Origin of the sequence: Microcoleus sp. PH2017_09_SFU_O_A (genome assembly GCF_020738625.1) — a bacterium.
Taxonomy (GTDB): Bacteria; Cyanobacteriota; Cyanobacteriia; order Cyanobacteriales; family Microcoleaceae; genus Microcoleus.
In genome coordinates, this window is sequence record NZ_JAEQCF010000033.1 from 24,932 (window position 1) to 48,232 (window position 23,301).

Below are 23,301 nucleotides of genomic sequence, written 5' to 3' on the forward strand. Positions count from 1 at the left end.
CAGGGTTGAAAAAATGGCAAAAGACATTTATCATTATCAAATAAGGACTGCTTTAGAAAAGGATGGGTGGATAATTACAGACGATCCTCTGACTCTGCAATTTGGTTCGCGCAGTGTGTTTGTGGATTTGGGAGCTAAAAAGTTACTAGCAGCCGAACGCGAGGGACAAAAAATTGCAGTTGAAATCAAAAGTTTTGTCGGCAAGTCTCTAGTCAAAGATTGGGAAAATGCGATCGGACAATACAGTTTGTACTTAAAAATACTCTCTAAAAGAGAGCCATATCGCGCCCTATACCTAGCCATTACTGAAGAGATTTATACCAGCTTCTTTCAGGAGGATATCGTGCAAGTCGTACTTGAGGATAGAGCAATGAAAATTATCGTTATCGATCCTATTCAGGAGGTTGTTACCAGATGGATAAACTAGATGAATACCGTGAGTTGATTTATAAAATCCTGTCGTACTATGCCAGCCTACCCTACAATTACGCCGAGATTAATAACAAAGTCATTGTCAGCGAAGACCGAAATGATTTTTTATTGATGACTGAAGGCTGGGAGGGGCACAAGCGACTCCACTATTGCCTCATTCACGTTGAAATTCGCAACGGTAAACTCTGGATTCATTATGATGGTATGGAAGACGGCATTACTGATGAATTACTGGAGGGTGGTGTTCCTGAAAACTGCATTGTTTTGGCGTTTCATTCGCCTGAAGTACGCAAGCATACCGGATTTGCGATCGCCTGAAATATACGCTTGCAAATCCAGAAGCGATCGCAGCAGTCAACAGTCAACAGTCAACAGTCAACAGTCAACAATCATTCCGGTGCAACCGGAATTGATATCAATCAATTCAAACAAAATTAACAAAAGGAGCTGGAAGTCTTCTCGCTTCCAGCTCCTTTTGTTAATGCTAACAGTCCCAAATGTTAGACAGTTAGCGGTTGCGCCAATTCCTTGACTGGTGCTTCACTGTCACTTGACTGCTGCACCCGAATTAGCCACCCTTCGGCTTTAGAGTAGTTATCTTTTTGCACCTGTTTGATAGCTTGTTTGAAGTTCAACTGCACGCCCCAAACATCGCTCGTGAAACGCTTTTCTTGCTTCATATTGTCGAAGAACACGGCGGCTTCGATGTGAGATAAACCGCCTTCGGTTTTGGCAATAGAGAGCATCACTTCAAACACATCATCCGCCATCTTCGCATCCCCACAAACGTAGTAGTGACACTTAGGATGACTCAGCAGCTTCCAGACATCCTGGGAGTTTTGCTGCATGAGGTTCTGCACGTACAGCTTTTGGTCTCCAAGACGGGAGAATGCTACTTCCAGACCCGAAAGTACACCTTGATTCTGCCACGTCTGCATCTGCTCCTGATAGAGGAAGTCACTGTGATTGCGACAGCCAAAGTATAAGGTAGCATCGCCCAAGGGTTGTCCTTGCTGCAACAAGGCATCTCGGTACTGAAGGAAAGCAATCAGGGGAGAGACCCCTGTACCCGGTCCTACCATCAGCATCGGTGCATCGAGTTCGCTAGGCGGACGGAAGCTAGAAGTACGGACACCAATGCGAACCTTCGCTCCGGGTTCCAGTCCAGCTAGGTAGTTGGAACAGAGTCCTTGACGGACTTTGCCTGCGTCGGTTTTGATTTGCAGCACGCCAACGGTGATTTGTAGGTGCTGGGGATGGAGCAAGGGAGAGGAGGAAATCGAGTATAGGCGTGGCTTTTGCTTCGGCAGCAACTCTAGTAGGGTGGCGAGGGTAATCTCTGCTGAGGGAAACTCATCAAATAGATCGAGAACACTCATGAAGTTGTCTGCGATCGTTTTCTTGAGCAAAACGCTGTCGGCATTGTCGTCTACCTGCCGGAGAATCTCCAGCCAGGTTTCTAGGCGATGTTTCTCCTGGGGATTTTGGGCTACGGAGTACAGGTAGGTAAGCAGTTCGTTGAAGGGTTCCCGCAAAGCTAGATCGAGTTCTTCGGAGAAAACCTGACCTACGGTTGTTGGGACGGCAATGGGGGGTTGGTCTTCTATTTGAGTGCCATCTGGTGTTACGTAACTAGCTGTGAAATAGGTATTAGGGGTGACTGAAAGGCGATCGCACAACCGCTGTACTAATTCTGGTGGATTGCAAGGATAAATAGCAACGTGATCGCCGGTTTCGTATTGCAAATTGCTATCGGAAATATCGAACATGATATAACGAGTAGAACGACTACCAGGAATCACCTCTTGGAGCAGTTCTTGATTTGCGACGACAGGAACTTCGATGGCTTTATCTCCACTCACGGCTAGAGGGGCAACGGTTGCCGCTTCTGCCTCATTTAAGAAGGTAACGTTGAGTTTTGGGGCGGATGCGGTTGTGGCATCTGCGGAGGTGACATCCTCACCTAAAACGCGGGAGATGAGTCCCAGCCACTGTTTGAAGGTGTCTGCCTGTCCCTTAATTTCATCCCCTTTATGCAACGGCACAATGCAGTTAGCCCCTGCCTTTGCGAGTGTTTTATCTACCGAAATTGCCGCAGCACAGAAGTGTTCGTAAACGGTACTGCCAATGCCGAGGATGGAATAGCTCAACCCACTGAGGGAACCCGCAGGCTGTTTCTTCAACCACTGAAGGAATTTTTGGCCGTTTCCGGGGATTTCGCCATTACCGAAGGTGGAGGTGACGATTAGGAGGAGCTTTTCAGAGGCAAGGGTATCGGTATTGTATTCATCGAGGGCCATCACTTTCGCTTTGTAGCGCTGGAGTTGACGGGAGGCTTTCCGCGCAAAGCCTTCGGCTGTACCTGTTTCAGAGGCGTAGAGAATCAGGATGCGGTCTTGCTTGTTGTCGTCCTCGTCGGTAGTAGTGATGAATTTTTCCAGGTCAATGCCGTCTTCCACTGTCCATCGATCGGCTCCATAGTGATAGGCAGGGTCTAGGTAAAAGTCGCGCATCTGGTGATGCCAGACTGGGCAGGTACTCCCTCCAGAGGGTGGTACGACCCAACCCCAATCTGCCGGACACTCGCGCCCTGCTTTCTTTTCGCGCAAGTCGTGGGCGATGAATTGTTTGGAGGCAGTCTGGTGATCCACCATCGAAACTTTAGCTTTTTGGAATGAGTATAGGATAGCGATGTTGAGTTCTAATGCTACGCGATCGCGCCACAACGTTTGCTCAGAACTGGTATCCAGCTTGAGAACTTTGGCGATGTCCTCCGTTTTGTCGTAGCGCCAATCTTCCAAGAAATCCCGCATAATCTCGGTACCCATGTACCAGCCATTGAAAGGAAGGCAGGCGTAGGTAATGCCGCCGATGTCCATGCGGAAGTTGCTGATGGCTGGGATGGCATACCACCGAAAGCCGAGGGACTTGAACTCTGGAATTGTGGGATGCTCAATTTCCACTTCCAGTACATCGTCTTGATGAAACTCATAGAATTTCGGTTCCATTCCTGGGACTTCAATCACTAGGGGGAGGATGTCGTAGGGTGTGCGTGGTTCCGGTGGTTGCCAGCCGAGTTTTAAGATTGCTGCGGTGAGCTCAAAGTTGGCGCCATCGCCCATAATACTCCCGTTCGGTTGCTCGTAAGCGGCATAGCGAATCAATTGGGAATTCCAGACGCGTGGGCCCCAGCGTTCCTTCGGCTGTTTGGGACGGAAGACGGTCATCGTAATTTGAATATTGCCCCCATTCGTGGCGTATCGCAGGTGTTCTTCTAACTCGCGAAACATCTCGTCGGGGTTGGTGACATAGCGGCGATCGCGCACCACCATATTATTCCACTGAATTCGAGCAATACACTTGGAAGCATTGCGCCACGACAACTGTGCCCCATAGGCTAATTCTTCGTAGGTGTGGGTGTAAGTGCCTGTGGCTTTCACTTCCTCTTGGATTTCTACCCAACGCCGCGCTTGATCCTCCGGTTCCCATTCTTGCTCGGTAGCAATCTGCTTCAAATACTGCTTGGCTTTTTTGAGAAATCGCTCCTCATTCAGCTTGGGCAACTTCATCACGTTAATAACGCGATCGAACAACGTCTGCCATGCGTGCCCTAACTCAGGGGTGAAGTCTGGCACATACTTCTCAAGTATGAGCACCAATACCTGTACCATACCAGCATAGGCGCAGGAGGGTATATCATCAATACTCACCTGGGTTCCTAACTGCTGGACTATCAACTCTTCAAATTCATCAAAGTCAATCTCGCCACTACCATCGACATCTACGCGAGCAAACAGATCGTTCAACTCGCTGATGGGGATGGATAGCCCGGACTTGCGCGAGTAATCGATGAGTTCCTCAATAGAGATTGTTCCAGTCCCGTCTGTGTCAATCTCATTAAAGATATACACGCGGAGATCTTGAATTAGTTCGTCTCTACTGCCGCCGTGGAAGCAGTTAACCAAAAATTCCAATACCTCAAACAGGTTCAAGGACAGATAATCCATGTTTGTCCGTCCAAAAATAGGCAGCATGAACGGGTATTTTTCAAATAGAGTTTGAAAAAATGCCTCTCCAATCTGCTGCGTATTCTGTCTGAGGATGGTTAAAGAATCCGCCATGCGTTGCTTGACATCTGGAAGCATTGCCTCTTCGTAGCGACGCATCGCCTCTACCATTGGGACAATCACATCGGTGTTGAAAAATCGGTAAACAGCGGAGTGGGTTCCTTTTGCTAGATTTTCGCGATCGTACTCTTCTAGGTACGGAATCGACGGCAACATCCACATCCACACCTGCCGGGCTTTCAACCAGTGATGAGGACGCATCCCCATATCGGCAAACAGCGCTCCGTAATCCTGAACATTATCGAAGCTATCACCTTTTTCTGCCGGCACCCCCATCAGAGGTTCCGAAATCACGTTCTGGGTATAAGGCTGAAGCTGATGTACGCAACAGTCAAGCAACTCAAAAAAGTAGTCGCTTACGGTGTCGAGGGCATCCCCAAAGATGTACTCTAGTTCTGGAGCCTCCAGCAAGAGGCGCTTCAAGAACTTTTCCATTTGCAATTCTTTCCACGCCCGCAGCTTGTTCCAAACGTCTTTGACAATTACTTCCTCTTGCGGTGTGAGGGGAACCGCTTCGGGCATCTCGAATTCATTTTGGCCGTTGCTCTGACTTGCTGGCGCGTGGAGGCGACGATTTCCCGAATGTCCCAACAGCGTCAGCGTGCTGCTACTTACGTCACTGGTACTTTGGGTAAGGCGAGTTTTCAACTTCAACTGAGGTGCTAGATTCCAGTTGGCGATCGGAAATTCTAACTCGGCGCTGGTTTCACCATTGAGGTAATCCTGCGTCGCCAATGTGACCGTTGCGGCATCCTGCCAGGGCAGAGTAATATCTCCTTCCCGGTAGCATAGGGTAATGGCGATCGTGCAGTCTCCGTTGTTTTTCAGATCCAATAACCAGCTTGGTTGCTTGCGGCTAAAGGAATCCTTTTGCAACAAAGGTTGTCCCTCATCGGAGAGCATCTGCACGCGGCACTTGTACCTGTAGTTGTCGGAAGTGGGGAAATCGGTCGCCGAAACCTCGGTTAAGTGGATAATTCGTGGATTATTGTGCATACTAGGCAGGAAAATTATGTAAGAAGAGCAAGCAGGCTAGGTGTCGTGCACCTGTGTAGCAAAAGCTTAAAGTATATTATCTTATATTCAAGATAAAAAATAGTCCGCGATCGTGCTAAGTTATATTACTGAAAAAATACTTAATGTTGTGTCGATAGATACAATTAAAATTTATGTTTATTTGTAACATAGCACTTCTCAATTGAGTGCAATACAGTAGCCCCATTAAATATTCCCTGGTTTCAAACCGAGGGATAGCCGCTCCCAATTTGATATCACTCCCTCTTCCCTCTTCCTTCTTCCCTCTTCCTTCTTCCTTCTTCTATGTCAAACAAAATAATCAAAGCAATTAAATCTAGTGGTATTCTAGGAGCGATCGCCTTTTTGACAGTCCTCCTATTCGGCGGTTGGAGCGGCACCGTCATCGGCTGGCTGATGGGCACAGCCGCAGGCTTTATGGCTGGTCAGGAACAGAAGGTTAACAACCCGAAAATGGGTGCGACAATTGGCAGTTTAGCCGGATTGGGATTGGGAGTTTGGCTGTTAGTTGCTAGCGTCCTCGAAGGAGTTGTGATTCGACCTTTTTCTGGTCAATCTGCGGTGGATTTGCCGACTACTTTACTGCACGGAATTTGCAGTTTGACGATCGCAATTTTGACAGCTACGTTAATGGGCGCTTTGCAGGGTTTGCAGGGAGAACGCCAGCGACAGGCTACTCTGGTAACATTAGCTTTTATCTTAATTCTGTTTCCGTTTATCGATCTTGAGGCTAAGACCGGCTGGATTGCTACGGTAGTACAGATTCAAATCTTTATTATGTTGGCGCTGGGTTTGAATATTACTGTGGGTTTTGCGGGCTTGTTGGATTTGGGATATGCGGCGTTTTTTGCGATCGGCGCTTACACGACGGCTTTGCTATCTTCGGGACAGGTAAATATTGCTTGGAACTTTTGGGTGGTTTTGCCGATCGCCGCTGGTGTAGCTGGCCTATCGGGCGTTATCCTCGGTATTCCGACACTGCGACTCAAGGGCGATTATTTGGCGATCGTCACCCTCGGCTTTGGTGAAATTATTCCGGTGGTATTTAGAAATTTAACCGCGATTCGCATCGACGAACCAATCTCGAAGATAGTCGCTGCTGTTTTGGGTAAGCCGGAATTGGTGCTTTGTCTCGTTGGGTGCGATCGACCTTTTAACCTCACCGGCGGCGAAGCGGGCATAAACCCGATCGGGCGTCCATCTCTCCCGATCGTCGGCACATTCAGCACCGGTAACTACTTTCCCTGGTACTACCTAATTTTGCTGCTAGTTGTCTTCGCATATTTCATGATTTCGCGGCTGCAAGATTCCCGTTTGGGAAGGGCATGGAATGCCATGCGCGAAGATGAATTAGCAGCGAGTGCCATGGGCATTAACCTCGTCAAAACCAAACTTTCGGCTTTTGCAATGGGAGCGACATTTTCGGGGTTTGCAGGCGCATTTTACGCAGCTTATATCAGCGCCATTTTTCCCAGCGTCTTCGATTTCTCAGTCTCCGTCATCATCCTGTGCATGGTGATTTTAGGCGGTTTGGGCAACATGACAGGCGTGATTTTGGGCGGTATCATTATCATGTCTGCCGATCGGCTTTATCTACCCCAACTCGCCCAAGTCCTCAAAGGTTTTATGAATACTTTTGTGTTGCCGAGAATAGCAATTCCGCAGTTAGCAGACTTTCTCGCCACCAGTTTAGACCCGATTCAAATGCGTTTATTTCTCTTCGGTTTAACTTTAGTTGTGATGATGATCGTGCGGCCGGAAGGGCTGATTCCCGATAAAATTCATCAAGCAGAATTGCATGATGATGCTGAGGCGAACAATCAGACTTTAGCAGATGCGAGAAATCAATAGATCCATCCAATAATTCTTGTGGAACAGGCATCTTGCCTGTTCAAGAAAGGACTTTCTGGAAATATCTAATAGTTAAGGGGGAAAATGAGCAATGAGTAAGAATGTAACAGCAACTGCTTTTGTTGTCGCAGAATTTAGAGCAGAAGAAAATGCAGAAACTGCTCCTCTTTACACCGACAATGTAGTCAAAATTTGGCTGAATGAGGAAACAAAAAGAATTGCGGGCGAAATAGCTCAAAACTCTCCGGCGGCTAAAGAAATGATTAAGTTGCGTACTAAATATTTTGACGATGTGTTGTCAAATCAAATTTTAGCAGGCTGCAAGCAAGTCGTGATTTTAGGATCGGGTTTGGATACTCGCGCTGCGAGAATGAATGGAGAATCAGTGGCTTATTGGGAAATAGACGATCGCGCGACACTTGAATTAAAAGCCTCAACTCTCAAAGCTAACAAAGTTACAGCCAATGTCCGCTACATTCCCGGCGATTACGTGCAAGATGATTTAATCGCTTTGCTGAAACAGAACGATTTTGATTTTGAGCAAGCTACATACTTTTTATGGGAAGGTAACACTACCTTACTTGCCAAGAAAGATGTCATATTTGTATTAGAAAAAATTCGCGACAATGTTAAATCTTTCAAGTTGTCCTTTGATTATATGTCGGAAAAGGTGATTGCAAGAACCACGGGCTACCAAGATATCAATGATTACATCGATAAATACGAAAGTATGTATGCGCCGTGGATTACTGGATTTGAAAATATTGAAACTTTGACTGAAGAACTCCAACTCAAAATTATTGACAACTTCTCAACTGCGGAGTTGCACCAACAATACCGCCCTCACCGTTCCCTAGAATCTAATCTATTAAAATTCTACTTTGTTTGTACGTTAGAAAATGCAGTCTAAAATATCGAACATAACATAATTAAGTCAAGCGAATTCGTAAAGAATCAATCAGACGGTTTTTAGCCAACCAATCTTTTACCTCTGGCGTTAAAAGACTCAGGGTAGCACCCTCATTAGCAGCAACTCTCAGAAAACGAAGCACTGCTTCAGGAACCTCATCAGCATTTAAGCCATCCCAGCACTGCTTTAATTGCTCAATTAGCCGATCGACTTTCTCAAAATCCTCAATGCTTTGGGGAATTGAGTTAGACTCCCGAATTTGCAAATCTAAACTTCTAATCCGTTGAACAGTTGGCTTAAATGCCGAAACTTTATCCAATAAATTCAGGATTTCATGATTAGTGCTGGGCTTATTTTGATTTCGATAGCACTGCCAAGCTTGACTCAATTGGTCTTCTAGAGCTTTTTGCAATTGCTCTATCCTAGTAGTGAAATTCTTTTTGTTAAAATTTTTATTGTCTATGATCCACTCAGGATCTGCTTTAAATTCTGCCTCAACATCCGTAATAAATATCAGTAGGGTATCTGCTTTTTGAGCTAAAGCAAAATTAGCAAGTCCTCTTTGATGAAAAGCTCTCAAACATTGAACGAGAGGTAGAGTTCCAGCGACAGCTTGCTCGATTTGTTGTTGTCGAGATTGAAAGCCTTGAAGATTAGTTGCATACCTCTGAAGATTAATTCTTTTTTGAGATAACTCAATCAGTTGAGTGGATTTTTCGACAAGCATATTATCTATCCTTTAATTTCAGTAATTAGATTTCGCAGTCTAGCCAATCCATCTTGAATAGCTCTATGGCAAGATTCTACTGTCGCGCCACCTGACCTTTCTAGTAGTTCAATCTGGTTATTGACATCGCTTATAGAAGCATCAAGAAAATTGTTAGTGTTTCCGAGAAATTCCGAAGCTTCTGTCATTGCTTTTTGATGATTTTCGCTGAGATATTTAAGCAGCTTGCTCGGTTTGCTATCTGAATTATCTTTCTCAGCTTGCACGCGCTTCATTGTTTCTAAATAGCTAGAAAGCCCAACTCGTTTAAACTGTTCCAATACTAATTTTAGGTCATCGCCACTCTTTCTCCCTCGAAATACACCAGCTTCTTTTGAACTATCGATCGCCTTTTTGACTAAATCGATAACATTTTTTTTCTTGATGTCTTCTCCTAATTCAGATATGAGAGAATTGTAAACAGCAAGTTGCCGATCGCACTCTTCTTGAATCGCTGTTTCTAGCATTTCATCCGCAGCTTGACGCGCTTTATTGATTTCGGGAAACTTTTCTCGAACATCGACCGGAATTTCACATTGAAGTTGCCAAGATTTGCTAACCTGTTGCAATGGATCGAGGATTTGTACAACATCAATAATCTGAAATTGTTTAGAACTTCCTTTTGTGCAAGCCGTGCGGCTGGTAACAATTTCTAGTAAAGCCTCGCGCTGGTTTTTCAAGCTATTAAATAGCTTTTTCCAGTTAGCTGAACGATTTTCTAAATCTTTTGCTTCTAAGTCGAGAAACAAACTATTAATCAAATCTTCCATCGAATTTGCAGGATTTCCGGCCATTGTTGCTGCGATCGCCAGTAGCTCAACTGCCGCAGGTACAGGACTCCAGGGTTCCCCAGACTCGCGGGGATACAGGCGAATCTGGCCAACAACATACTGACTCCATCTTTCCAGTTGTTTGGCGTAGGTGCGGAAGTAGCGATCGCCCTCGGGGAACTTCCAATGCTTGTAATGATTGTACTGCAAAATGGCTTGAAAGGCGATCGCGCTTTCTCGAAACTCATCTGCATCATCAGGATTAAGGGGAAGAGATAATTTAACTCCAGAAATCGTCTCCCTTGTCACTTTTGGACTGAAAAAAGTAATATTTCTGCTTTTAAAGTATGTTGTCCCACTACTAGCAAAACTCCCCTTAAGCAGCATTTCTGTGTCCCATTCTATCCGCTCGCCGATCGCTGAGTAAATCAACGGTCGCAGTTCTCCACCGATATCTTGCGGGAGAATATCTTGGTTGTTCCAGCGATCGAGAATTTGCAGTTGATTCGTCAGCTTTTCCGAAACTTTTTCAGTTTGAGATTGCGCCTCAACTTGATAATTATTAACCGAAGTTCTAGACTCTTTAGCCCGCGAAACAGATGGTGAAACTTTAGTCGAATGTACCTTCAGGCCCAGTGCAGGAAGATCGAATGCAGAGTGAATTCCCGGGCGCAAATCGCAAAGCTCGTTACTATCAGTCCACAAATCTAGGAGAGTTTGGCGGCGATCGTAATTTTGTTGGTCTTTGGCTTTAATATCTGCCTGAACCATTGCACTCAGACGCATCTTACCAAAATGTTCCCGCACAGAAATAGCAGGAAATTCTCCATGCTGAAGATCGGAAATAGAATTTTCTAGCGTCCACTTGAGAACATCTTTAATCAAAAATCGAGGTTTAAAAGTTTCGGGGTTTACCCTAGCAAGCATCTGCTCTAAGGCTTCAGGCGTGAAGGGATACAAACCAAAACCGTCCGCTTCTCCAAAACCTGCATGACAAGCTAGTTTGTGTTCGCATTCACTGCAAGCACTACTTAAAGCTGCTTTATCTGAATCTTCATCATTGCGAGACTTAGCCCAATCTTGAATTATTTTATCCTCCAAACGCACCGCGTTGAGATATCGCGCCACAAATTGTTTGATATCTGCATAATTCACTAAAGATTGTTGTTTTCCAACTGTACCGACATCGAGATTAACGCTAAAAGTAATCCGCTGTTTTACAGTATCTAACCTCAAACCGTCAAAATAGCCCGTAGTACAAGCTAGCGCCGTTCGGATCGCGCACAAAGATTTGCCTCCGGCTTGTTGCGGCCTCGCTAAAACAGCTTCTAAAACTTCGCGATCGATTCCTTGAAATTTCGCAAAATCTTCAATTAGCAAAACTAATTCTACTCCTTCTTCGGCTAAAGTTTCGCGAACTTCTCGCATTAATCTTTGCAAGTCTTCCCGCCCGAGGCTCAAAACCTGAGCGATCGCTTCATCTAAATGTCGGTTCAACCAATCTACAGTTTCCTTTTGGATATCATCATCGCCGATTAACAAGCTATAAAATTCCCGCGATCGCTCCCCAGCTTTTTGCAAGTCTAAAACATTTAGAGGCAAGTCCTCAAGCGAAAATTGCCGCCGTTCTTCCACAATTTCTACCGTATCTCGATGTCCGAGAATGTGGATAACTAATTGATGAATAATACCTTCATCCTTTAGCCAGTGTTCTCGGAAAAATGGATCGTATAAAAAAGAGTCAATTACATCAACTAGGTAATCTTGTGCATCAGAAAGATTAGTGCGATCGCCCCGACCATTTGGGCCAACCGCAGCAGCAAGCTGATTCAGAGTTTGTTCCCGCGCTTGTGCTTCAGTCAAGGTGCTAGTGGCTCGATTTAAACGCTGCCGGTATTCATCGAAGGTGGCTCCTGCCATCCCTTCTAATATTAAACTGATAATATCTTTGAGATTCGTTCCTATTTTGGGAATCAGCAAAACTCGACGCTTTTGTGTCGATTCAATATTGGCGGCTAGCCACCGAATCAGGTGAGATTTTCCTGTGCCAGAACTTCCTAAAACTGGTACGAAAGCGAAATCTTGTTCTGCCAGAAAATCCTTCAGAAATTGTTCCTCACTGTAGCGAACTTGCGACGGTATTTCGATAAGTTCCTGGCGGTACATGGCGATCGGATGGTGAGTTGCCAGAAATATACTATCTGCCGTTTGGGTAGCTTCCACACCCATCACGCGGCGAACGCGATCGACATCCCAGCAAACAAATTTTGTAAAAGTCATAGTTCTACTCCCGTCCAAATAATATGAGAAAATCCTGCTTCTTTGTCACCAATTGGAAGGATGAATAAATCGGCATCCGACTCTTTTATAAGCTGGATGCAGCCATCATCCTGAAGGCGGAATAAAGCAAAAGCTGTGCTAGTTGATAAATGATTTGGCAAGCGAGAACCGATTTTATCCTCAACTTGTTCTCGAAATTTGCCAGTTTCAAACAGAGGACATTTTTCGGCTAAACGATCGACGAAATCTGCGATCGAAAGTTTAGCTTGCACTTCTCCTTGAAATAACTCTTTTAAATTGCGTTTGAGGTAAGCAGTTGGCTCGGCAACTATTCTTTTGTTTCCTCCTAAAGCATGACTCCAAGCAAACCCAAAATAACACATCCAATCCTCGACTTGACCGGACAAAGTATTACTGGATATTTTCAAATCTAAAGACTCAGCAACTCCCTGCTCTGCGACAAGCTGTTCTACTTTTTCCCATGTATCGGGAGCATCATAAATATCTTGGGCTAAATACCATGCTATTAACCTGCCTAAATCTGCTTCATCTTCATTATCAGAAGCGAAAAATAGCTGTACCAGCGTATCCGGCAACAACTTATCGCCAGTTTGAGGATGTCGAGCTTCTTCAGTAAGATTAAAATTTATAGCAATATCCTCGTTTTCTTCGATTAATAAACCGCACTTGATACTTTCTCGCAGTGCAGCATCAAACATCGGATGTTCCGCACCTTTGTTTCTCCCTTCTGATAATTTATCGGGAGAAAGCAACCCAGTGAGTTTTTCCCTGTTTTCTCGCTGTTTGGGTGCTTGAAGTAAATATCTAAATATGCCTCGCATTCGGCTAGGAGCAGCCAAAGCAGTTTTTAATACGCTCATAAATTCACCTCCGTACAAAAGTGGTTAAACATAAAATATTTACCTGGAAAAATATCAATTAGCTTGCGGTCATTGCGACTGGGATCTGCTGTATCTACCGGAAGCACGATAATCAGCGGCGCGTCAGAAGTTCTGTTTGGTGACAGATATTTCTCAGGAATAGCCTTTCCTGGTGGATGAAAGATCAGGGTAGGAATGCGCGGCATCAGAATGGGTTGGTATTTTTCAAACAAAAATATAAAAGCATCTGGGATTAGATTTGGTTCTTTAATTAATGTACTATGAAATTCGCGAGTAACAACTAAATTCTTAATTCCTTGCTCCGTCAACCATTGAAAAACTTGAGGGCTTTTGCGTTTCCAACTTTTCTCCTCCATAGATTCATAGAAAATCAGCATTAATTTATCTCCTGCTAGCAATCGTTCTAGTTCTTTACCTACAAAAAGTTTAGGGTTTTGCCATACAGATATCGGCGCGGGCATAATTCCCGAAAATATTGATTCCCGGTTTTTTCGGCAAACAGGACATCCGCCACAAGCACGAGAAACTATCACCTGCTTTCTCGGTTCTGGTATTGCACGATCGCCTATAGTGTAAGCTTCAGCTAAGATTTCCGAAATACAGCGTTCCGATCGCAAAGCCTCGCGCATCAATTCCAAGTTTTTATAGCTCCTGTTTTGGCTTTGCTGGCGAATTGGTTCTACTTTCTGTTCCCAGGTTTGTTTTTTCAGATGGGATTCATCTAGAATCCGAATAAAGCGGGATTCTCGGTGCAGTTCCCAAGCTTTTTGATAAGCGTCTTTCGATTCAAAATTTTTGATAAGCGGCGGTCGATCGGCATCCATTTCGATTAAACTTGCCCGACTCATCAGCGTTAAAGTGCGGATGTTCCAAGCCTGATTCTGTTCGCTGTTCATGTCAATATCTGCTAGTTGTAAAGATGGAGGAATATTGACAAGAACGCGAAACCGACCATCGATCGAGGGTTCTTTTTTGAGAAACATACTTTCCCACCGCTGCAAACCCCGTTCGATCGTAATTGCAGATTTTTCGTTAAGATACTTGGCAATTTTTAGGTCTTCATCGGTATGCAGTGCGAGGGAAATTGCAGCCTTGCCGTCTCGACCTCCGCGACCGACTTCTTGATAGAATCGATCGATAGTTTCGGGGATGCAGGCATGAATTACGGCTCGAACATCTGACTGATCGACGCCCAATCCGAAAGCCGAAGTAGCAACTACTATATCAACTCGTCTCTCGCGCAAGTCTTGAATCAGTTGAGAGCATTCTGTTGTGCTAGATTCTCCGGTCATCATCGCACACCGCTTGAATCCAGCACGCAACAAATCCTGTTGCCACCGCCTGACATCTTCGCGTTTGGTGGCGTAAACAATCAGAGGGCGAGGGAGATGATAAACAGCTTCAATTAGTCGCTGTTTTCTGATTTCTGCACTTTGACACCAAGCAAACCAGTAAGAGGGTTCTGGTCGCAATTGCACGGCAGATATCACTTGAAACGGGCCGGGTTTTCCGAATAAAGTTTCCAGGGTATCTAAAATCAGGAAGCCCAAAGCGGCATTCGGGCTGACTCGATCGACATCCTCTACAGCAAGTACCTGGACGCGATCGGCAAATTCAGAGAGAAAGTCAGAGAGATAGAATTTATTTTCTAATTCTTGAAGCCACTGTTCCCGCAGGTATTGCGGTACAATTACCACTGCACGTCCCTGGGGTTCATCGAGGAGATACTGGCGCAGAATAGCACCTGCTTCGATCGTCTTTCCCAGTCCAACTTCATCAGCTAAAAGATAGCGTTGAATCGGGTCTTCGAGCACGCGGCGGACAACTTCAACTTGATGGGGATAAAGGTCAATATTGGCAGAAATCAGCCCTGTCATCCCGCGACTGACGGCGCCCTGTTGGATCAGACACCGGACAAAAGCTAAACGCCGATCGTGAAAGTAAGGCGTTTCCTGACCTTTCATCGCTAGAATTTCGATGGGATCATCGATGGGTAGGTTGCAGCGAACGTAAATTTCCTGTTCGGCAACTAATGCTATCTTTTTATCGGGTAGATCGATGCGATACAGACTTTTATCTTCGTCCCAGTCAAAAATTCGACCAATTATCCATGTATCCTGGTTTTCTGGCTGGATGTAACATCGTGTCTGAGGCGGGAGTCGAACTCTAGAAAGCGAAGTTAAGGGTAAGATTTTTTCTAGGCGTTGCCCGATCGAGCAGAAGTATTCAACCGTTGCTGTAGAGTAGGATAGCTCGGTAACTTTTCCGATTCCTAAGTCGTTGTTTGGAGATTTTTCTGCGGAGAGGTTTTGCGATCGCACCAGCAAACCAAGCTTCATCATAATTCCGACCTCAACAATACCCCCTACTATAGTAGCCGATCGCCCGCGACCAAATATCAGTGTAATTTAATTTTCCACCCTTTTTGTCGTCGTTAAGCTGAAACCCAGTTATAAAGCTTAGCCTAAGACTTTATGTAACGCATTCCGAGGCCCTAATTTTTCCTTGTCGTAACGAGCATCCCACCACAGCCAAGCTGACGCACTTTAACAGATCAGATTTGGTATTATATAGAATCCGAACTCTCTTACCAATTTAATGTGAAGTTGCACATATCCCGATCCCCCTCGCATCCCCCGAATAGTCGGGGGACTTTGAGTAACTCTTGGCCCCCCCGACTATTCGGGGGGTTAGGGGGGATCAGATTCTATGCACCCTCATAAAAAATTGGTATCACAGCTTAACTAATATTAGGAAACACAACCAAAATGTCACTATTAGAAGCACAGCAACTGACAATGCGATTCGGCGGCTTGACTGCGGTAAATCAAGTCAGCTTAACCTTAGAAAAAGGATCGATCGCCAGTTTGATTGGCCCCAACGGTGCGGGTAAAACCACATTCTTTAATATGCTGACCGGCATCTACAAACCGAGTGCGGGCCAGTTGGTACTGGAAAATAAAAATATCACAGGTTTACCGCCCGATCGCCTGACAACTTTCGGGATTGCTAGAACTTTTCAAAATATCCGATTGTTCAACAACATGACTGTGTTGGATAATATTTTAGTAGGCAGACATTGCCGTTTAAAAGCTGGTTTGTTGGGTGCAATCCTCCGCCCTCCGACTGTGAATTCGGAGGAACGGGAAGCTAAAATAAAAGCGCTGACTATGCTAGATTTTGTCGGTTTAGGCGTGAAGAAAGCGCCGGAGTTGGCAAAAAACCTTTCCTACGGCGACCAGCGCAGATTGGAAATTGCGAGGGCTTTGGCATCTGACCCAAAAGTTTTGCTGTTGGACGAACCGACTGCGGGGATGAACCCGAATGAAACGGCCGATCTAACTCGGTTTATTTACCGGATTCGGGATGAGTTGGATTTGAGTATTTTGCTGATCGAACACGATATGAAAGTGGTGATGGGAATTAGCGATCGCGTGAGTGTAATGGAGTACGGTACTAAAATTGCTGAGGGAACTCCCGATGAAGTTCGCGCAGATCCTCGCGTGATTGAGGCTTATTTGGGAAAAGAAGAAGATGCCAACGGGTAATGGTAAATATGTCCGTGTTTTGATTAAAATCTATATAAAGATAGCCGACAAAGAGTAATTATGCTAGAAATTCAAGATATTCATACCTATTACGGAAATATTCACGCCCTCAAAGGAGTCTCATTAACGGTTAAGGAGGGAGAAGTTGTGACTTTAATTGGTAGCAACGGGGCGGGGAAAACTACCACTCTCCGCACGATTCAAGGATTGCTGCGCCCGCGCAGCGGCACTGTATTATTTGAGGGTAAGCCTTTGGAATCGCTGTCTACAGAGGCGATCGTCCGTTTGGGCATTTCTCAAAGCCCGGAAGGAAGGTTGATTTTTCCGCGGATGACGGTGCAAGAAAACCTGGAAATGGGTGCTTATCTACGCAACGATACTCTGGGTATCAAGTCGGATATGGAAAAAGCTTTAAATTTATTTCCCCGTTTGCGAGAAAGAATTAGTCAAAAAGGGGGCACTCTCAGCGGCGGGGAACAGCAAATGCTGGCGATCGCCCGCGCTTTGATGTCCCGCCCCCGTTTGCTATTGTTGGACGAACCGAGTATGGGTTTGGCGCCGATGTTAGTCAGTCAAATTTTTGCGATCGTCCGCGATATTAATGCTGAAGGTACAACTATTTTACTCGTGGAACAAAACGCTCGCATGGCTTTAAGTGTAGCCCACCGCGGCTATGTGATCCAAACTGGTGAGGTTGTAGTGGCTGGTAGTGCTAGCGATTTGCAGTCAAATGAAACTGTTCGCAAAGCCTATTTAGGTGAAAGTTAAATATGGGAATTGGGCATTGGGAATTGGGAATTGGGCATTGGTGATTGGTTATTGGTTAGGTGCATCTCAATTTTGTAAGGGCGAAGCATTCCGGCAGACAATTTATTAGCGATCGCCAGAGATTTACTGCCGGAATGCTTCGCCCCTACGAATATATTTGCAAAAAAGAGATGCACCCTATTGGTTATTGAAACTGGGAGCATCTCAGTTTTGCAAGAAGCATTTTTTATGGTAGTGCGAGCGTCCCCGCTCGCGTGCTTGTACAAGCACGCGAGCGGGGACGCTCGCACTGTACTAACAACTAACAACCAACAAATAACAACTAACAAATAACAACCAACAAATAACAAATTACCCCATTTGCGATCGCAAATTCCCCGTTTTCAATTCCGTCTCAAAAGCCGATCGCACCTTTTCCCACTCAGCTTCGGCTTCCAATAGGCGATCGCGCGCCGCCCTCGCATCAAAAACCTGTTCCCCTCCAGACTCAACCGCCACGCGGCCCATCAACTCCAACTCCTTGCATACTTCCGAAAAAGACACCGCTCCTAAATTGGCGCTGCTCGACTTCAGCGTGTGAGAAGCTAGCTTCAAACTGTCAGCGTCACCTAGAAAAATAGCTTCCTTAATTGTTTCTAAATGCTGCTGTGCGTCTAACAAATATATCTTAATCAACTCCCCCAAAAAATCCGGATCGTCCTCATCGTCTAGCTCGCGGAGATTGTGCAAAACCTCAAAATTAATCGGAGAATTTGCTGGCGGTTGAACGCTCGAATGTCTAGTAACATGACTGCCATTTTGATCGGAAATATCTGGATTTTTTGGTTCAGTAACGGCATTCAATTCATCCCGACGCAGAGGTTGGCACTTGCTGAGGGCGAGGGCCAACTCTTCCCGGCGCACGGGCTTAGTAATATAATCGTCCATACCCGCTTCTAGACACTTTTCGCGATCGCCCTGCATGGCATTAGCCGTCATCGCAATAATTCTCGGCTTCTTGTTAGCTGGCCATTCCGCACATATGCGGCGCGTCGTTTCCAAACCGTCCATCTCCGGCATCTGCACGTCCATCAGCACAACATCGTAAGATTGCCGCTTGCACGCCTCCAAAACCTCCAAGCCATTAGCCGCAATATCCGCCCGATATCCTATCCTGTCGAGCAAATGCGTAGCGACTTTTTGATTCACCACATTGTCCTCTGCCAGCAAAATCCGAATCTGATTAGCATTACTTGGATCGTGTGGGGCTGAATTGCTCGGAACCTGCCTCAAAACCGCAGGCGTCCGCTGCGCGCGGTGCTGTTCTTGAGAATTTTCAAAATACTTCAATCCCGAAGTCAAAGTCGCCACATTTGAAAGTTCTCCCTTGCTGCTTCTACCAGCAACATACCCAAAAACTTGCAGCAATACATTATAAAACTGGGACTGTTTTAGAGGCTTAGTTAAAAACGCCGAAAAATGTACTTCTGTAGTTTCAAGTTTTTTCCAAACTTCCGCCTTGCTCAAATAAGTAAACAGCACCAAAGGTAGCGTAACTTTGCGAGGGCTTTTAACTTTGATGACATTCGGATTTAGCGCGTCGCCACTAGATAAATTGCTCAGCTCAAATTTCCGAATCTCCACAGCCAAAGCCACACCGTCCATATCTGGTAGATTCATCGCCAAAATAGCCAAATCGATCGCCGAGTTTTCTTTGATGATTTCCAAAGCCTCAGCGCCCGAAGTTACAGCCATGGGTATCATGCCCCAAGCCTCAGCTTGCCGGATCAAAACTTGGCGGTTAATGGCATGATTCTCGGCAATTAACAAACGCTTCCCAACAGTAAATTCCGGTTTTTTTTCTTCAGCCGCGTTTTGATTAGCTTCAGCAATCACCGTGAAATAAAAAATCGAACCGGAACCCGATATCGACGGTGCAGAAAATCCCGCAGGTGGGATTCCTGCCGTACTTTGTCCGATCGCAGAAACAGCAGGTTGAGACTTGGAACTGCCCGGAGCTACCTGACTGACAACCCACATTTTACCGCCCATCATATCGCTCAAACGTTGGCTGATAGCCAATCCCAGCCCAGTCCCGCCGTAATGTCGCGTTGTCGAGGCGTCTACCTGCGAAAAAGCTTTAAACAGGCGATCGATCCGGTCTGGCGGAATGCCAATGCCCGTATCTTGGACACCAAATTGAATCTCGTATAGTCTCCTACCTGCCAACTTTCCCTGGTTAATTGCTAGCGGTTGCGGCTCTAGAATATTGCTAATTTCCGGCGAACTCTTAGCAGGTAATTGTTCAACTTTCCGAGCCGTACAGCAGACAACAATTTCTCCAGACTCTGTAAATTTAACTGCATTGCCCAGCAGATTTACTAAGATTTGGCGCAGCCTTGTGACATCTCCTAAAATGTTTTTCGGAACAGAATCATCAATAAAATAAGCCAACTCTAAACCTTTTTCCGACGCTCTAGGAGCTAGCAATTCCAGAGATTCTTCTATACAGTTTTGCAGATCGAAGGGGCTGCGTTCCAAATCCATTTTACCCGATTCAATCTTGGAAAAGTCGAGGATATCGTTAATAATAGTTAGCAAAGCATCGCCACTGGTGCGAATTGTCTCAACAAAATCCCGCTGTTCTGGAGTTAGTTGCATATCCAGCAGCAAACCCGTCATCCCGATTACCGCATTCATCGGAGTGCGGATTTCGTGACTCATAGTTGCTAAAAATTCGCTCTTAGCTCTGTTAGCTACTTCGGCCGCTTCTCGCGCTTGCTCCAAAGCTTCATTTTGCTCTGCTAACTGTCGCTGGCGCTGAACTTCCGTTTCTAAGAGTAGTGCTTGAGCTAAGGTAATTCCGACTTGAGCGGCAACATCTTCTAAGAGTTCAATTTCGTCGGGAGTCCACTGGCGAGTTGCATCGCACTGGTGCAAAGTAATAATGCCATTCGGTTCTCCTTGATAGGAAGTGCGAACCGCCAACATAGATTTTAATCCGATGCGGCGGCACATTGGTACGGAAGATTCGAGCAAAGGATCGGCAAACACGTCGGGAGATGCCAGGGCGATATCTTCTGCGAGTAGTTTTTCGGTGTAGGGGTTGTAAGTGACAGAAAGTTCTAAATCTAAAGCCGATTCGTGACCTGGTTCTAGGTATTCTGCGACGCAAGGAAGGTGGGGATAAGGTTGGGAAAGATAGGTGTGAATTGTGCAGCGATTGACGCCGAATACGCGGCCGATTTGGGTGGCGGTAGTCTGAAAAATTTCTTGAGTGTCTAAGGTCGATCGCACTTTTTGAGTAATTTGTTTGAGCAGCAAGACGCGCTGGTACTGTCGCTGCAAAGTTCGCTCTCGCTCTTCCCTGGCAATTTCCGCCCCGATGTAATTGCCCATCAGCTTTAAAATTTCAAAATTCAGCGGTTTTAAAGGAGATTTAGGGGTGCGGGAAGTAAAGCTCAAGGTGCCAAAAACTCGCCCTTGAACTATTACCCTGGTGCCGACAAAAGCCTCCAACCTCCGCACGGCGTAAGCGGGATGCTGCTTCCACTGAGTAGTGCCGGCTGATTCGATCGAAATAGGTTCGATCGATCGCAAAACCTCTCGCTCGAAGGTTCTGCTTAAAGAAAAACCGTCTCCTTTAGCAAATCCGAAGGGAAAATCTTGCGGTACATAAGCCGCGAGCACTTCGTAGCGATCGCCCAAAACCCTGCCCAACAGCCCGATATCCATCCCAAACTGACTGCAACCCATTGCCAGCAACCGGGCCGTTCGCTCGTCAAAAGAGCCGGACGAGCCTACCATTACCTCGTAGAGCGATCGAATTGCCCGCTCGCTTTCCCGCAGTTCCTCAACTCCTTCAACGCGGTTGCAGACATCGTGCAAAGTCCCTAAAATTCCCAGTATTTCACCTTGGGAATTCAGCCGGACTTGGGCAAATATTTCAACTGAAACAAAGCCTGAATCAATCTGAATTCCCAATTCGTTTTTGCCAGATTCCAACTTGTATTTAAATCGCAGTTCTCGCCGATAAAATGGTGAATTACCAGACAGCAAAGACTCCAATAAATTTTCACAATGCGAGCGCTCATCTGGATGCACCCAATCTAAAAAATTAGTTGTCAAACTTTCAGCCACCGAAAAACCCGTTATTTCAGTCCAAGCACGGTTGAGAAATGTCCAAATCCCCGCCGCATCCATCTGGAAAATTACTGTTGCTTTCAAAGCATCAAATACTTGGAATTCCTCGACGCCATCGGAGTTTTTGAGTTCTAACTGCTGGTTTGGAGTAATATCTGTATGAGTTCCGACTACCCGCAGCGGTTTGCCCGTAGCGCTACGCAAAACTTGACCTCGGTTCAGCACCCAGACAGTGCTGCCGTCTTTGCAGTACATTCGATATTCGGCTGCAAAATCCGCTGTTTTTTGTGCGAAGTGATCTTCTAAAGCTGCCTTTACTCCGTCAATGTCGTCTCGGTGGATGCGACTCCACCATTCCGATCGCCGATTCGAGATTTCCCCTTCTTTGTAGCCGAGCATTTCTTGCCATCGCGCCGAATAAAAAAACTCATCTGTTTCGAGATTCCAATCCCAAATCCCCTGATTGTTGACGGTAGCGGGGAGATTTGGGGGCTGCGCGACGCTACTGTTTTGAGCAATTTCTGCATCTGGGTAGGGATTGGCTGCCGGAATTTGTATTTGGGCCAAGAGTTTTTTGTACTGCGCGTTGCTAGATTCTAGCTGGCGCTGCAAAGCGAGCAAGCCTGAATGCAGAGATTTTGAGTCCAGTGCTTGTAACAGGATAGTTTGAGGATTGACAATCCCGATCGGGTGATTGCTGTCGTTGATGACTAATAGAGGTAACTGGCAGTAGTGTTTTCGCAGCAGGGCGATGGCTGCTTCGAGGGTAGAGTGCGATCGTACCAGGGCTGGCGAACTGCTGCAAATCGCTCCTGCTTTAATTCTGCTAGAGTCTCTCCCCGTGGCTTGCAACTGCACGATGTCCCGCGAACTTACCACCCCAACCAGTTTGTGGAGGTTGGGATTTGTAAATTTGGCATTTTGAGCTGCACCATTCGAGTTTGGTTCCGGGGTTTCAGTGATTAATACATAGCTAACATTGTGTCGGAACATCAGTTGCGCCAAATAGCGAACTGAAGCAGTAGCCGGAGCGTGAATAATTCGCGACGCTGCGATTTGAGGGATTTGATCGAGTTTAATTAAATTTGCGGGGATCTCTAATTTCGGATGTAAAATTGGCAGTGGCGGAGGAAATGGCAAGGGCGAAGCAGGTGGCGAATGGCTGCTAATGGGTTGTGGCGATTCCCCAATTTCCTGCAACAGTTGTACCAAGCTTTGAGAGCTAATTAAACCGACAAGTTCTTCAGCGTCGTTGACGACTGGTAAATGCCCGATCAGATGTTTGTCCAGCAGATTGGCTAAGGCAAAAAAGTCGGGAATTTCCGATTCTCGGGCTACAGTTACGGTTCTGATCATGATTTGCTCGATCGCAAATCCCCTCAAAGCAGCGCCGATCGAATTTAGCTGTACGACATCTCGCGCTGTAAAAATCCCCAGCACCATCTGGCCACCGGTATCGTCGGCTTTTGAGCCGTTGAGGCCGTTGAGACTGAGCCTGTTAGCACCTGCGTGTAGCGCACGCGGTAGGCCTTTGTAGAAACCTAACTGTTCCCGCGACTGCGGGGAAGTCCCGTTGGTGGGATTTCCCAGTTGAAAATTTCCGCGCGGTTCTACCACAAGGACGTAACTGGCTCCTGTGCTGCTCATCAGCTCGATCGCCTCTTCTACGGGCGTCCCAGGGGTGACGGTGAGGGGATGGCGGTTAATGACCTGACTGAGAGAGGGAATAAACATCAGCGGGCATAAGAGTGATATTTGTTGGAAAAACCCGATCGTCGCAAGCAGCAGGT

At 46.1% G+C, this 23,301-nt stretch carries 12 protein-coding genes; 6 read left to right on the forward strand and 6 right to left on the reverse strand.

Translation table 11 applies throughout. From position 1 onward, the window contains the following. The first annotated feature begins 13 nt into the window (after positions 1 to 13). Together JGK16_RS14245 and JGK16_RS14250 are read left to right on the forward strand one after the other, a co-directional pair. Entirely contained in the window at positions 14 to 427 is a 414-nt protein-coding gene (locus JGK16_RS14245) for an element excision factor XisH family protein (protein ID WP_293181692.1), read from the forward strand. Beyond that, positions 415 to 750 carry a XisI protein gene (locus tag JGK16_RS14250; RefSeq protein WP_293181693.1) on the forward strand — a complete coding sequence of 112 codons (336 nt, stop codon included), beginning with the start codon at positions 415 to 417 and terminating at the stop codon, positions 748 to 750. The genes JGK16_RS14245 and JGK16_RS14250 overlap by 13 nt, the downstream gene beginning before the upstream one ends. A gap of 182 nt (positions 751 to 932) precedes the next feature. Here JGK16_RS14250 and JGK16_RS14255 read toward each other — a convergent pair whose 3' ends face one another. Then, the gene (locus JGK16_RS14255) at positions 933 to 5,555 is read right to left on the reverse strand and encodes a nitric oxide synthase oxygenase (RefSeq protein ID WP_293181694.1); all 4,623 of its coding nucleotides are present in this window, start codon (positions 5,553 to 5,555) and stop codon (positions 933 to 935) included. 324 nt (positions 5,556 to 5,879) lie between these two features. On the opposite strand from JGK16_RS14255, the gene JGK16_RS14260 reads away from it, so the two are divergent. Continuing rightward, the gene (locus tag JGK16_RS14260) at positions 5,880 to 7,445 is read left to right on the forward strand and encodes a branched-chain amino acid ABC transporter permease (RefSeq protein WP_293181695.1); all 1,566 of its coding nucleotides are present in this window, start codon (positions 5,880 to 5,882) and stop codon (positions 7,443 to 7,445) included. A 91-nt stretch (positions 7,446 to 7,536) separates the two neighbouring features. Further along, positions 7,537 to 8,355: a class I SAM-dependent methyltransferase gene (locus JGK16_RS14265; RefSeq protein WP_293190843.1), complete on the forward strand. Its 819-nt coding sequence runs from the start codon at positions 7,537 to 7,539 to the stop codon at positions 8,353 to 8,355. Positions 8,356 to 8,374: 19 nt separating this feature from the next. On the opposite strand, the gene JGK16_RS14270 is transcribed toward JGK16_RS14265, so the two are convergent. The 4 genes from JGK16_RS14270 to dpdF are packed head-to-tail and all read right to left on the reverse strand — an operon-like array spanning position 8,375 to position 15,415. Next, complete coding sequence (locus tag JGK16_RS14270) at positions 8,375 to 9,082, reverse strand: hypothetical protein (RefSeq protein ID WP_293181697.1); 708 nt, start codon at positions 9,080 to 9,082, stop codon at positions 8,375 to 8,377. Between the two features lie 5 nt (positions 9,083 to 9,087). Then, a complete protein-coding gene (gene dpdH, locus JGK16_RS14275) occupies positions 9,088 to 12,171 on the reverse strand; it encodes a protein DpdH (protein WP_293190845.1) in 3,084 nt (1,027 codons plus the stop codon). Next, positions 12,168 to 13,052 (reverse strand): protein DpdG, encoded by an 885-nt coding sequence (gene dpdG / locus JGK16_RS14280; RefSeq protein ID WP_293190847.1) that lies wholly within the window; start codon positions 13,050 to 13,052, stop codon positions 12,168 to 12,170. Before dpdG ends, dpdH begins: the two co-directional genes overlap by 4 nt. Then, complete coding sequence (gene dpdF / locus JGK16_RS14285) at positions 13,049 to 15,415, reverse strand: protein DpdF (protein WP_293190850.1); 2,367 nt, start codon at positions 15,413 to 15,415, stop codon at positions 13,049 to 13,051. Before dpdF ends, dpdG begins: the two co-directional genes overlap by 4 nt. Before the next feature lie 426 nt (positions 15,416 to 15,841). Between dpdF and JGK16_RS14290 the strand changes: the two genes are divergently transcribed. Together JGK16_RS14290 and JGK16_RS14295 are read left to right on the forward strand one after the other, a co-directional pair. Beyond that, positions 15,842 to 16,621, forward strand: a complete 780-nt coding sequence (locus tag JGK16_RS14290; RefSeq protein WP_293181701.1) for an ABC transporter ATP-binding protein — start codon at positions 15,842 to 15,844, stop codon at positions 16,619 to 16,621. A gap of 60 nt (positions 16,622 to 16,681) precedes the next feature. Then, positions 16,682 to 17,389, forward strand: a complete 708-nt coding sequence (locus tag JGK16_RS14295) for an ABC transporter ATP-binding protein (RefSeq protein WP_293181702.1) — start codon at positions 16,682 to 16,684, stop codon at positions 17,387 to 17,389. A 351-nt stretch (positions 17,390 to 17,740) separates the two neighbouring features. Here JGK16_RS14295 and JGK16_RS14300 read toward each other — a convergent pair whose 3' ends face one another. Then, positions 17,741 to 23,245, reverse strand: coding sequence for a response regulator (locus JGK16_RS14300; protein WP_293190853.1), 5,505 nt, complete (start codon positions 23,243 to 23,245; stop codon positions 17,741 to 17,743). Between the last annotated feature and the right edge of the window lie 56 nt (positions 23,246 to 23,301).

Excerpts from the sequence above, each read along its gene's own strand:
- JGK16_RS14245 (WP_293181692.1), top strand. The coding sequence starts at position 14 with ATGGCAAAAGACATTTATCATTATCAAATAAGGACTGCTTTAGAAAAG.
- JGK16_RS14250 (WP_293181693.1), top strand. The coding sequence starts at position 415 with ATGGATAAACTAGATGAATACCGTGAGTTGATTTATAAAATCCTGTCG.
- JGK16_RS14255 (WP_293181694.1), bottom strand. The coding sequence starts at position 5,555 with ATGCACAATAATCCACGAATTATCCACTTAACCGAGGTTTCGGCGACC.
- JGK16_RS14260 (WP_293181695.1), top strand. The coding sequence starts at position 5,880 with ATGTCAAACAAAATAATCAAAGCAATTAAATCTAGTGGTATTCTAGGA.
- JGK16_RS14265 (WP_293190843.1), top strand. The coding sequence starts at position 7,537 with ATGAGTAAGAATGTAACAGCAACTGCTTTTGTTGTCGCAGAATTTAGA.
- JGK16_RS14270 (WP_293181697.1), bottom strand. The coding sequence starts at position 9,082 with ATGCTTGTCGAAAAATCCACTCAACTGATTGAGTTATCTCAAAAAAGA.
- dpdH (WP_293190845.1), bottom strand. The coding sequence starts at position 12,171 with ATGACTTTTACAAAATTTGTTTGCTGGGATGTCGATCGCGTTCGCCGC.
- dpdG (WP_293190847.1), bottom strand. The coding sequence starts at position 13,052 with ATGAGCGTATTAAAAACTGCTTTGGCTGCTCCTAGCCGAATGCGAGGC.
- dpdF (WP_293190850.1), bottom strand. The coding sequence starts at position 15,415 with ATGATGAAGCTTGGTTTGCTGGTGCGATCGCAAAACCTCTCCGCAGAA.
- JGK16_RS14290 (WP_293181701.1), top strand. The coding sequence starts at position 15,842 with ATGTCACTATTAGAAGCACAGCAACTGACAATGCGATTCGGCGGCTTG.
- JGK16_RS14295 (WP_293181702.1), top strand. The coding sequence starts at position 16,682 with ATGCTAGAAATTCAAGATATTCATACCTATTACGGAAATATTCACGCC.
- JGK16_RS14300 (WP_293190853.1), bottom strand. The coding sequence starts at position 23,245 with ATGTTTATTCCCTCTCTCAGTCAGGTCATTAACCGCCATCCCCTCACC.